We start from the raw sequence: 12,244 nt of genomic DNA, 5'->3' as shown, positions 1-12,244 counted from the left end.
GAGATCTTTTTATCAACTTATTATAATTCGATTGCTTCTACTGGGCAGCTTTCTGCAGCTTCTTTGCAAGCATCCATTAAATCTTCAGGAATATCTTCACCCATGATGTTTTCAGCTTTGCCTTCATCATTAAGGTCAAATACATCTGGACATACTGCAGTACAAGCACCACAACCAATACAATTTTCATTAACTTTAACCATAGTTAAGTTCCTCCTTTATATTACACAAGCTTATTATAAACCATCATATCTTTTTTTGAAAGTGCTTTTTTTTCGCATTGCTAATAATGCCCATGAAATGAAAGCTATTTCTTTCAAATTCAAGTTATGCTATAATCTTTTAAGCGAGGGTGATGAATATGGCTAATGAAACACGTATGAGTAAATATAAAGATTTTAGAGACTCTTTTAAAGATGAGGATCAGGTTGTTAGTAAGACAGTTGATGATGAGAGTGTAGGAGAAGATGATTTCTTGTCCTTCTTGCCCCACAATGAGAAGAAAGATGATCTTCATCCTTTAAGCTATGATACATTAGAGGAAGATGACGTTGTTCTTAGCGCAATCAATGAAGCAAAAATCAATGTGGGGAAAGATAAATATAATACAAGAGCTGAAATTCTCAATAAGATCCGTAATGAAGAAGCACAAAATAGTGATCAAGAAGAGAATCTTGTCGATGAACCTACAAAGATTTATCATATTGATGAGCTGGAAGATGAACAAAAAGAAGACAATCATGAGCAAGAGATAGATTATCGTGAGACTTCGCTCGACCAGGATAATGCGGTTGTGCGTCCCTTTTCTTTAGGAGATCCAACGGAAAAACAAGAACCACCAGAAGAAGTGCCATTAACGAAAAAAGAACGTAAAGCATTAAAGAAAGCTGAAAAGAGAAAGGCGAAGGAAGCAAAAAAACATCCTGTAGAAGAGGATGGGGAACAAGAAGAAATGACAGAAAATGAAAAAAATCAGTCAAATGGCTTTGTTTCTGGATTATTAAATGTTATTATCTTCATATTGATTTTAGTATTCCTCGGTTTATGTGGATTATATGTCAAGCAATTTCTTTTGTAAGGAAGGTTGAAAATGAAGAAAATTTCTATCGCAATAGATGGACCAGCTGCTGCTGGCAAGTCAACAATTGCTAAGATGGTTGCAAGAAACCTGAATTATACGTATATCGATACAGGGGCGATGTATCGCTGTGTGGCTTACTCAGCTTTCGTTCATGGGATAAGCTATGAAGATGAGGCAGGAGTCGTAGGATTGCTGAAGGATTTAAAGATTAAGCTTTTACCCGATGGTTCTATACGCTTAAATGGGGAAGATGTCTCTTCTGCCATTAGAGCCAATGAAGTATCGATGGGGGCTAGTATTGTTTCACAGTATGCCAAAGTGCGTAGTTTCCTTGTTGCCCAGCAACGAGAAATGGCAAAAGGCGGCGGTGTGATTCTTGATGGCCGTGATATTGGTACAGTTGTATTGCCTGAAGCTGAACTTAAGATTTATCAAGTGGCTTCTGTCGAAACACGTGCTAAAAGACGTTATAAAGAAAATATCGAAAAAGGCATTGAATGCGATTATGATGAGATGAAGGCAGAGATTGCTAAAAGAGATGCCCAGGATATGAATCGAGAAGTATCTCCCCTTAAGAAGGCGGATGATGCGATTGAATTAGATACATCCAATATGAGCTTAGAAGAAGTTGTGGCTCATGTTATGGATTTGGTTGAAAAGAAATTAGAAGAGTAGAGAGGTGTTATCATGAGTGAAGGCGTTGTCGCAATTGTAGGCCGTGCAAATGTAGGGAAGTCTACAATCTTTAACAGAATTGTCGGTGAGCGTGTTTCCATTGTTGAAGATACGCCAGGTGTGACACGTGATCGTATTTATGCTCATGGTTCATGGCTGACAAGAGAGTTCCGTATTATTGATACAGGTGGGATTGAATTAGAAAAAAGTGATATGACAGCTTCTATTAAGATGCAAGCTGAAATTGCGATAGAAGAGGCTGATGTCATTGTTTTTGTTGTCAATGGACGTGAGGGTATTACACCAGAAGATACGATGGTGGCAAGAATACTTCAAAAGTCCAAAAAGCCTGTTGTTCTTGCTGTTAACAAGATTGACGATAATAAATTTAAAGATAATATTTATGATTTTTATGCATTAGGTATTGGTGATCCTATTCCTGTATCCGGTGTTCATGGGATTGGTATTGGGGATGTTCTTGATGAAGTCATCCATTTATTGCCAAATAAAGATACTGTTGATGATCCTGAAACTATTCGTTTTTCTATCATTGGTCGACCTAATGTTGGTAAGAGTTCATTGACCAATGCTATCCTTGGCGAAGAACGTGTCATTGTCAGCAATATTGAAGGTACGACAAGAGATGCGATTGATACAAGCTTTACCAAAGATGGTCAGAAATATACAGTTGTTGATACTGCAGGCATGCGTAAGCGTGGTAAGATCTATGAGAATGTTGAAAAATATTCTGTCATGCGTGCAATGAGTGCTATTGATGATTCTGATATTATTTTGGTTGTCATTGATGGAGAACGTGGCATTCTTGAACAGGATAAGCATATTGCTGGTTATGCTCATGAATCTGGTAAAGGGGTTGTGCTTGTTGTCAATAAATGGGATGCGATTGAAAAAGACAGCAAGACTATGCAAGCCTTTAATAAAAAGATTCGTGAAAACTTTAAATATCTTGATTATGCTAAAATTGCTTATGTTTCAGCCCTTAAGAAACAGCGCATTGATACGCTCTTTGATTTAATTAATGAAGCTTATGAATCACAGCATAAACGTATACCTACAAATCTCTTCAATGATGTTATTGTTGATGCGCAATTAATGAATCCGACAAGTAATTTCCAGGGTGGTCGTTTGAAGATTTATTATGGCTCTCAGGTCGCTATTACTCCACCAACATTTGTTTTGTTTGTGAATGATCCAAAATTCCTCCATTTCTCTTATAAGCGTTATCTTGAAAACAAGTTACGTGAGGCATTTGGTTTTGATGGATCGCCAATTCATATTATTTGTAGAAAGAGGGAATAGGACATGAAAGCAGCTATATTAGGAACAGGAAGCTGGGCAACTGGCTTAGCACGTGTATTGAATGATAATGGTGTTGAAGTCTTGATGTATGGTGTTGATGATCGAGAGATTGAAGATATCAATGTCCGTCATTGTAATTATAAATATTTCAAGAATGTTAAACTTGAAGAAAGTATTCGTGCGACAAAGAACCTACCAGAGGTTATTGAAGGAGCATCCTATATTATTATTACTGTCCCTACACAATTCGTACGTTCTGTCTTAGAAGAGGTGAAACCTCTTCTTAAACAAAAGGTGACAGTCATTAATGCAGCTAAAGGCTTCGATATGAATACCAATATGCGTATTTCTGATACAATCCGTTCTGTTTTTACGAAAGATGAGATCAATCCTGTTGTATCACTGATCGGTCCATCACATGCCGAAGAAGTTGTTATTCGCATGTTGACAGCTGTATGTGCCGTAAGTCTAGATGAAAAGACAGCTCAGGATGTACAGAAGCTTTTCTCTAATGACTATTTACGTGTTTATACATTAACGGATGAAATTGGAGCGGAATATGGTGCTGCCTATAAAAATGTCATTGCCGTTGCTTCAGGTATTTTGAAAGGTCTAGGTTATGGTGATAATTCACGTGCTGCATTAATTACCCGTGGCTTAGTTGAAATGACAAGATATGGCATGCTGAAGGGTGGTAAAGCTGAAACATTCTTCGGTTTAACAGGTGTTGGTGATTTGATTGTCACTTGTTCTAGTGAACATTCGCGTAACTTCCAGGCTGGTAAAGAAATTGGTTTAAGTGATAATGCGAGCGATTTTATGGCAGGTAACCAGAAGACTGTGGAAGGTATTCGTACATGTAAGGTTATTCATGATGATATCTTAAAGAATTATCCTGACTTTGAAGCACCAATCACTAATTGTGTTTATGATGTTCTTTATGAGAATGGCAAACCTAGTGAAAAAGTTAAAGAATTAATGAATCGAGCATTGAAATCAGAATCAATTAAAGGGTAAGTATGACTTGCCCTTTTTTTAGGAGTACATAAAATGAAGAGTTTAGTGATTACAGATCGTCATTTATCTTTGGATCAGTTTAAGCATTCCGTTCTTGTCGATTTGAATAATATTGACTGCATGACTTGTACGGGTGGCTTATATTGTTTAAAACATGAATCAAAATGTCGTTTAAATGATGATATGAGTTGTCTTTATAACTGGATGTGTGATGCTAAACTGACAATTGTAATCAGTCATATTGTCTATGGGACATTTGATGAGCCTATTTTACGATTGGCAGAGCGTGATATTGCGAATTTTGAGCCTTATTTTAGTGTTGTTGAAGAGAAGAGTATGCGTCTTTCACTTTCTAATATCAAGAGAAAGCTGATTGTTGTTGGATATGGTGATATGACTGAGGAAGATGAGGAGAATTTGCGTAATTATATGAGTGCTACGGCCATCTTTGGGTATGAACCCAATAATATCCATCTCTATTTATGTCAAGAAGAGGAAATAGAAGAAACGCTGAAGGCCTTTGGAGGTGTGGATCTTGGCTAGTTATTTAATTATGACAGCAGGCTTAAAACACACAGAAGGACAAATGGTACCTTTCGCAAAGAATTTAAAAAGCCTCCTAGAAAAGTCCAACAAGCATGTTGATATTATGAGTATTGAAGATGAAGGAAATATGGATGACTACAGTCATATCATCTTTGTCTTCCCCATCTCAGTTGCTCCCATTCCATCTCCCCTCATGCATTTTCTAAAAAAGACGACATTTACACATCATCAATATATCTATACAATGGCTTTCTCACCACTCTTTGAACCTGATTCAACAGAAGCAGCTAATAAAGTGATTGCTTCATGGGCAAAAAAACAATATCTACGCTATCAGGGAACATTAAGAATTGGTTCGCTTGATCTTATTCAAGAGCTAAGCTTACGCTTAAGAGTTATTGCCCATATTAAGCGTTTTGCGAATGCAATAATGAAAAATGAGCCCTTCGAGGAGGATGTGACAGTCAATAATATTCACCATTTTATCCGTCGTACACATCTCTTATTTGCTTATTATATTCATAAATCACAACGATCTAAATGATTCTTTTAAAAGCCTCTAATCAATAAGGAAAATAGTGCTTAAATGCACTATTTTTTTGATTTTTTAAGTTGTTTTTATAGAAGCATTTTGGTATACTACTAAATGTTTTGAAGGAGGCAATCGCAATGAATAAAAAAGAACTGATTGATATCGTTTCTGAGAAACGCGACTTGACAAAAAAAGACGCAGAAATGCTTGTTGATACAGTATTTGATACAATGGTAGATACAATGCTTGATGGCGAAAAAGTGCTAATTAGTGGTTTTGGAACTTTCAAAGTCAATAATCGTAAAGAACGCAAAGGTGTATCACCTAAGACTAAGGAAACAATTGTTATTCCTGCAAGCCGTACAGTTACATTTAAGCCAAGTAATAGATTAAAAGATGCTATGAACTAGTATCTTTTTTTCTTGTTCAAATAAAATTCATAGGAAATATGATATAATAGGGCATATCTTAAAAGGAGGTATGTGAGATATGTATTTTTATCCATATTCACTTTATATGAATTCTTATTATTTATTGGGTACGGTCTTTGTTGTTATAGCCGTTGTTATTGGCTTGATTGCCCAGGGACGCGTTAGTTCAGCTTTTAGAAAATATTCTCGTATTCATGCAAGAATTGGTAAAACAGGTGCAGATGTCGCAAGAGAGATCTTAGATGCTAATGGGATGGCAGATATGCCAGTGAATTTAACACATGGGACTTTGACTGATAATTTTAATCCTGGCAATGGTTCTGTCAATTTATCCGATGAGATCTATCATGGAACATCGCTTGCTTCTCTTGCTGTAGCAGCACATGAGTGTGGGCATGCCATCCAGTATCATACAGGCTATACACCTATTAAAATCCGCAATATCATTGCTCCAGTATGTAATATTGGGAATTATCTAGGCTGGATTGCGATTGTGATTGGTTTAGCACTCGGACGTACGAAGATTGCCTGGTTTGGCTTTATTTTAATGCTGGGGATCTTGCTCTTCCAGTTAGTGACATTGCCAGTAGAATTTGATGCCTCAAGACGTGGTTTAGCTATTTTGGAATCACGTTACTTGATGAGTGATGAAGTCGGTGGGGCAAGAGCTATGTTGAAAGCTGCGGCTATGACTTATGTTGCGGCTACACTTCAGACCCTTGCATCAATGTTAAGAATATTCTTGTTGATTGCTGGTAATTCAAGAGATGACTAAAAGAGGGCAACCTCTTTTTCTTTTGGGAAAAATGTATTATAATGCATTTAACTTAAAGGAGTTAGGTTATGGACTTTACGAATGAAAAGAAAAAGCAAAGTAATTTAGGATCCAATCTTATTCTTCTAGTATTGGTCATTCTACTTGTTATTGTGATCTTTTATGTCATATTTGTACATTTACCCTATAATGATCATCAAAGAGAATTAGATAGTATACGCACATCCATTATTGAAAAAGATAAACTGAACTACGATAACTATTTTATGGAATATAATCGTTCAAAAACATATTATATTATCAGAGTGAAGATTAAGGGAAAGAAAACATATTTAGCCTATAATGACAAAAAGAAGCTTGTCGACAAATATAGTGATGAACCTGTCAGCAAGTCCGTTATTATTGCTGATGTGGAAAATCGTGTGAAAGAAACCGTAAGCGAGAAGGATATCAAAGTAGGTTATGAGGACGATCAGTTCCGTTATATCGTTAAATATCAGACTGATAATAGCCTTAATTATTTATATTATACACTTGATGGAAAATTCGTGAAACAGTATCGTCTCTAGGGGGATTTATGAATAATACACTGATCGAATACAACTGTATAGATTTCCACAAGCTGCTTTTATTAAAAGGTAAACAGATTGGCTTGACTGACCAGGAGAGCTTTATTTTAAATATCATGCTGATCTTACATGAGCAGGGAATACGTCTTATGACCCCACAAATGATCGCAAAATATTGTACAAGTGAAATGAGAACCATTGATCAGGCAATGCTGAAATTTGTGAATGAACGCTATCTTGATCGTCATAATGGTGTTCTTGATTTTAAACCGCTCTTTCGCCGTCTGCTTGATGAAAAAGTGGAAGAAGTCAAGGAAGTGAATCTTATTGAGCGCTTTGAAGATGCCTTTGGAAGACCTTTATCACAAACAGAAATCGAAATTATTAATAGCTTTAAACGAGATGGTTATGATGACCAGATGATTGTTGATGCGTTGTTAGAGGCGGTTAGAAGTAATGTCTTGAATTTCCGCTATATCGAAAAGATTCTTTCAAATTGGGCCCGATATGGCAAGAAAATGCGTAATAAGCCTATAGAAACACAGACAAATACAGCCTTTAGTGATGAAATTAAGAATTTGGAGTGGTGGAAGTCATGAAGAAAGAAAAAGTAGAACGGGTTTTAAAGACTTTTGATGAGATGTTTCCTGATGCACGTTGTGAACTCAATCATTCTAATCCTTTAGAATTGTTGATTGCGACAATGCTTTCAGCTCAAACAACGGATGCTTCTGTTAATAAAGTAACACCTGCGTTATTTGAACGCTATCATAGTGCGTCAGATTATGCCCATGCAGATTCCAAGGAACTAGAGAGCTATATTCGTAAAATCGGCTTATATCGCAATAAGGCAAAGAATATTATTCTTATGTGTAAAGCACTAGAAGCACGCTTTAATGGGGAAGTACCAGCTGATTTTGATGAGCTTGTCAGTTTACCAGGCGTTGGGCGTAAAACGGCTAATGTTGAAATGGCTGAGGCTTTTCATGTTCCAGCATTAGCTGTAGATACGCATTGTGCACGTATCGCTAGAAGGCTAGGCTTCGCTTTTAAGAAGGATGATGTGGATACGATTGAACGTAAGCTTAAGAAACAGATTCCTCAAGAACGTTGGATCAAGACCCATCACCAAATGATTTTCTTTGGTCGGTATCACTGTAAAGCACAGTCTCCTCATTGTTATGAATGTCCATTGGTGGATATGTGTAAAGAAACTAATAAGAAACTCTAGGACGCTATCGCGCCCTTTTTTTCTATAGATAATTTATCATAACAAGTGCAACAGCCTATAAGAAAAAAGGAACCGAAGTTCCTTTTATTGCTGGGTTGTTTGTTGGCCATTTGTTTGACCATTGTTTTGATTATTTTGTTCTGTTCCAGTTGTATTGTTTGTATTGGTATTATTGTTGTTAGTGTTGTTATTTGTGGTTTGATTGTTGTTTGTACCATTAGTAGTGGTTGAACCATTTTGTGTAGTGTTCTCATTTTCTTCAGGCTTTTCTTCTTGAATAGTAATTTCTTTTGAAATCTTGTTAGAAGACATACTGCCATCTTTCTGCTTATAATAACCAGTAATTCTATATACACCAGTTTCACTTGGATGATAGCTTAATGTACCAGTATTAGAACTTAATGTCTGTGTTGCGACAGTCTGTCCATTATGTTCTACAGTGACAATATATTCAACTTCATATTGACCATTATAGGCTGAGAAGCTTACCTGAATTTGTTTTGATTCAGTTAATGCTGCATCAAAGGAACTTAATTCTTCTAAGGCATATGACTTTGTATCCTTTTCACCAGGCGTATGACCTTTTACAAACCAGGCATCTCTGATCATTGAAGATGGTGTAGAAGCTGAAGGAGATTTATATGGATATGAACCAATAACCATCTTTTCTTCAACAACAGTATCAGGTGTCTTATATTTATTCTTAACACCTTTCTTATGTAAGAGTCGGGCGATATCTTCAGAAATCTTTTTGGCATCATTTGTATTACCTAGAGAGATGCCCTTTTCCGTACCACCATTCCATGTAGCCCAGGCATAATCTGGATTATAAGCACAGAACCATTTATCCTTAGCATCATTTGTAGTACCAGTCTTAGCACCAATATCATCATCAAGAGCACCGACGCTTGTATAAGAAGAGTAATTACCACTCTTTACATAATCAGTCATAACTTGACGGATGAGGAAAGCTGTTGCTTCACTCATAGCTTGTTTTGCGTTAGCTTGTGCATCTTTATCGATATTGACTGTTTCACCAGTTGTATTGATGACAATTTTATCAACAGCATGTGGTTCAATATAAGTACCACCATTAGAGATTGTTGCATAGGCAGCAGCTTGTTGTAATGGCGTTACACCATCATCCCAGCCACCAATCGCCCAGGAAGTATTTAAGCCATTCTTATTAACCTTATCATTAATAGTATAACCAAGATTCTTTAGCCAGTTTTGTAGACGGTTCTTACCAATTTCTTTTTCCACCGTCACAAAAGTATGAATGGCTGCTAAGTTCCAAGAATTTCCAAGTGCTTCTTCAAGAGAGACATCACCATGTGTCTGTTTATCCCAGTTCTTTGGCGACCATCCACCCTGTGAGAAATCAGAGTCATCAGCCGTATGACCTGTTGACCAATAGAGATATTCAAATGCGGGAGCATAGTCAAGTATAGGTTTAATCGAAGAACCAGGCTGATGATAAGAACGATAAGCATAATCCATCATACCGTTTTTATAATCTCTTGCTGAAAGAAGACCAACAATACGGCCATCCTTGGCACTCACAACAGCGGATCCAACCTGTGTACCATTAGTACGGATATAGTTATAATTATTACTTTCAGATATATCATCTAAACGTGTTTGAATATCCGTATCCATATAAGTATAGATTGTCATATTTGTCTTAGTAGGATCATAGTTTGTTTTTTCTTTGACTTCACGTACGACACGATCAACATAGGAAGCATAATCTTTGTTTTGCGCAATAGGATTACTCTTTAAAGTATTTGCGACAGGGACTTTCTTTGTTGCTTCACATTGTTCTTTTGTGATATAGCCATGCTGGTACATGAGATTAATAATAGTATTACGACGATTTGTAGCTTTGTTGAGATCAGTAAATGGATCATACCAGTAAGGTGAGTTAATGGCTCCAGCCAATAGTGCTGCTTCTGGTAATGTGAGATCCTGAGGATTCTTATCGAAGTAGTAATGGGAAGCTGAATAAATACCAATCGTCTGTTGGGAGCGCCCAAAATAGATCTTATTTAAATAAAGTTCCATGACTTTTTTCTTGCTTGTCTGCTTTGTGGCTTCGATGGAAAGAATGACTTCACCAAGCTTACGCTGAATTGTACGTTCTTCGTCAGGATAGTATGTCTTTTTAATAAGCTGCTGGGTAATAGTTGATCCACCAGCGATTGTGCCACGATGAGTAATATTTGTCATGAAGGCTTTGATGATACGTGGGATATCGAAACCATCATGAATAAAATAACGTGAGTCTTCGGCTGAAACAACAGCATCAACGAGCACTTCTGGAAGTTCATCATATTTCACATACTCTCCAGCGGCTGTACCAAATTTGTAGATGACATTGCCATTGGCATCGAGTACACGTGATGTGCTTGTAGCCGTCAAGTTCTTGATGTCAAAGTCTTTTATTTGTTGAAAGACGGAGAAACCCATATAAAAGCCTCCACCGATAAGTGCCACACATAGGATGGAAATCACAATTTTAATGATTTTTTGGCGGGAGAGCTTGTTGGATTTATTTTTTAGGATTTTCATTTTCTTCCTCCTTAAGATAATAGCGATCAATGATCCGAAGATAATCAAGACGTGGGGCATAACCTTGGGTGACAAGATGCCCTTTCTCTTTGATATAATCATAATCAATATGTCGCACACCATCACTACGATACTTTTCTATCATATAAGAAGCATCAAGTAAATAAACTTCATTTAAAGTTGTAAAAGCGATCATAATAAAAGCAATACCGCCATGACGTAAAATTGCATCCAAATGATTAATCTGATGGTCCCAGATATTAGCAAATGGGAAACGCAACGTCTTTGTTTCTTTGGCTTCAAAGTCAATATAATGTCCTTTATAAAGGCCATTATAATCAGTCGTTGAAGGCTTACGGAAATAGGCTTCCGTTATTTTTGCGGCTGATCGCTTGGGATAATCAACTCTCACAATCTGTATCGGCGTAGGTTTCTTGTAGATCACAGCTATATCTCTTTCTAAGTAATACTTATTACTCATCGTGATATCTTCTTCAAGATTCATCCCACGCATCCCCGTATACCTTTTTTGTTCATGAGGTGCATATTTTGTGAGATCTTTCTTCTTATTTGGATAATGTACCATAGTTCCCTTCCATTTCCTCCCCATTATATCATAAAATTATTTAAACACCACAAAAAGGTCATACAACAGTATGTGACAAGATTAGGTTAAGATACGTACATTAATTCTTGCATTTTTAGGGAATTTTTGTAAAATGGACTGTAGGAGTGATAAGTATGGAGAACAAGATTGTTTTAAGTCCAAAGAAGATTTTGAATAAACAATTTCAGGTAGATTTCAAAGGTTATCATGCTGAAGAAGTCGATCATTTCTTGGATCAGGTCAGCGCTGATTATACAAATTTTGCAGCCATGCTGAATGAATCCTATGAACAAATTGAACGTTTACAGCGTGAAAATCAGTCATTAAAGAAACGTATAAATGAACTCGAAAGAACTAGCCAAGAACATGTTGCTCAGGCAGATCTTTCAAGCAATGTTGATTTATTGCGCCGTCTTTCACAGCTTGAGAAAACGGTTTACAACAAACATGAAGATTAAAAAAGATGTCTGCGAGAACTAATCGCTAGAAGTAGAGGAAAGTCCGTGCTATCACTAGCTGCGATGCTAGTAGTGAGTGTGCTAGAGCTAAGAACTCTAGGGTAAAAACGACAGCTGAAGCCTAAGTCGCAAGATATGGTGTAGGTACTAAAGTGCCACAGAAACGATGCTTGAGAGAAATCTCATGGTGAAAAGGGGTAAACTCCGCACGATAGAAACCCAAATTTGGTAGGGGAGTCAGACTGAGGGAATTGAACTAAGGTCTGGTAGGTTACTAAGATAAATGATTAGTTGAAAAACAGAACACGGCTTACAAGAGCAGACACTTACACGATTGTCATCAATCGTGTTTTTTTCTTTATTGATATGTCATATTAATAGAGCGTTTCACCAAGACATTATTTGTAAATTACCTATGTATGTCTACAATA

The 12,244-nt window shown here is 36.8% G+C and carries 15 protein-coding genes and 1 other RNA gene; 13 read left to right on the top strand and 3 right to left on the bottom strand.

Features of this window, described 5'->3' with window-relative positions:
• Positions 1-20 precede the first annotated feature (20 nt).
• Positions 21-203, bottom strand: coding sequence for a ferredoxin (locus FYJ79_RS00190; RefSeq protein WP_154513979.1), 183 nt, complete (start codon positions 201-203; stop codon positions 21-23).
• Between the two features lie 158 nt (positions 204-361).
• Here FYJ79_RS00190 and FYJ79_RS00185 point away from each other — a divergent pair, with 158 nt between their 5' ends.
• From FYJ79_RS00185 to nth, 11 genes are all read left to right on the top strand, one after another.
• Positions 362-1,078: a hypothetical protein gene (locus tag FYJ79_RS00185; RefSeq protein WP_154513978.1), complete on the top strand. Its 717-nt coding sequence runs from the start codon at positions 362-364 to the stop codon at positions 1,076-1,078.
• 12 nt (positions 1,079-1,090) lie between these two features.
• Positions 1,091-1,756 (top strand): (d)CMP kinase, encoded by a 666-nt coding sequence (cmk, locus tag FYJ79_RS00180; protein WP_154513977.1) that lies wholly within the window; start codon positions 1,091-1,093, stop codon positions 1,754-1,756.
• 12 nt (positions 1,757-1,768) lie between these two features.
• Complete coding sequence (gene der, locus FYJ79_RS00175) at positions 1,769-3,076, top strand: ribosome biogenesis GTPase Der (protein ID WP_154513976.1); 1,308 nt, start codon at positions 1,769-1,771, stop codon at positions 3,074-3,076.
• Between the two features lie 3 nt (positions 3,077-3,079).
• Positions 3,080-4,093 carry an NAD(P)H-dependent glycerol-3-phosphate dehydrogenase gene (locus tag FYJ79_RS00170; protein WP_154513975.1) on the top strand — a complete coding sequence of 338 codons (1,014 nt, stop codon included), beginning with the start codon at positions 3,080-3,082 and terminating at the stop codon, positions 4,091-4,093.
• A gap of 33 nt (positions 4,094-4,126) precedes the next feature.
• Positions 4,127-4,636, top strand: a complete 510-nt coding sequence (locus FYJ79_RS00165; RefSeq protein WP_154513974.1) for a flavodoxin family protein — start codon at positions 4,127-4,129, stop codon at positions 4,634-4,636.
• Positions 4,629-5,183, top strand: coding sequence for a hypothetical protein (locus tag FYJ79_RS00160; protein WP_154513973.1), 555 nt, complete (start codon positions 4,629-4,631; stop codon positions 5,181-5,183). The genes FYJ79_RS00165 and FYJ79_RS00160 overlap by 8 nt, the downstream gene beginning before the upstream one ends.
• 125 nt (positions 5,184-5,308) lie before the next feature.
• Entirely contained in the window at positions 5,309-5,581 is a 273-nt protein-coding gene (locus FYJ79_RS00155) for an HU family DNA-binding protein (protein ID WP_154513972.1), read from the top strand.
• 79 nt (positions 5,582-5,660) lie between these two features.
• A complete protein-coding gene (locus FYJ79_RS00150) occupies positions 5,661-6,377 on the top strand; it encodes a zinc metallopeptidase (protein WP_154513971.1) in 717 nt (238 codons plus the stop codon).
• 68 nt (positions 6,378-6,445) lie between these two features.
• Positions 6,446-6,946 (top strand): hypothetical protein, encoded by a 501-nt coding sequence (locus FYJ79_RS00145; RefSeq protein WP_154513970.1) that lies wholly within the window; start codon positions 6,446-6,448, stop codon positions 6,944-6,946.
• Positions 6,947-6,954: 8 nt separating this feature from the next.
• Entirely contained in the window at positions 6,955-7,545 is a 591-nt protein-coding gene (locus FYJ79_RS00140) for a DnaD domain-containing protein (RefSeq protein ID WP_154513969.1), read from the top strand.
• Entirely contained in the window at positions 7,542-8,177 is a 636-nt protein-coding gene (nth, locus tag FYJ79_RS00135) for an endonuclease III (RefSeq protein ID WP_154513968.1), read from the top strand. Before FYJ79_RS00140 ends, nth begins: the two co-directional genes overlap by 4 nt.
• Before the next feature lie 84 nt (positions 8,178-8,261).
• On the opposite strand, the gene FYJ79_RS00130 is transcribed toward nth, so the two are convergent.
• Both FYJ79_RS00130 and recU read right to left on the bottom strand, forming a co-directional pair.
• Positions 8,262-10,748 (bottom strand): transglycosylase domain-containing protein, encoded by a 2,487-nt coding sequence (locus FYJ79_RS00130; RefSeq protein WP_195836969.1) that lies wholly within the window; start codon positions 10,746-10,748, stop codon positions 8,262-8,264.
• Positions 10,729-11,334 (bottom strand): Holliday junction resolvase RecU, encoded by a 606-nt coding sequence (gene recU / locus FYJ79_RS00125; protein WP_154513966.1) that lies wholly within the window; start codon positions 11,332-11,334, stop codon positions 10,729-10,731. The genes FYJ79_RS00130 and recU overlap by 20 nt, the downstream gene beginning before the upstream one ends.
• Before the next feature lie 155 nt (positions 11,335-11,489).
• Here recU and FYJ79_RS00120 point away from each other — a divergent pair, with 155 nt between their 5' ends.
• Positions 11,490-11,813, top strand: coding sequence for a DivIVA domain-containing protein (locus FYJ79_RS00120; protein WP_154513965.1), 324 nt, complete (start codon positions 11,490-11,492; stop codon positions 11,811-11,813).
• 5 nt (positions 11,814-11,818) lie between these two features.
• An RNA gene (gene rnpB / locus FYJ79_RS00115) (RNase P RNA component class B) lies at positions 11,819-12,131 on the top strand.
• Positions 12,132-12,244 lie beyond the last annotated feature (113 nt).

The organism is Sharpea porci (assembly GCF_009695655.1).
GTDB lineage: Bacteria > Bacillota_I > Bacilli_A > Erysipelotrichales > Coprobacillaceae > Sharpea > Sharpea porci.
Note: the sequence above shows the minus strand (reverse complement) of the source record. Positions and strands in the feature narration are given on the sequence as shown.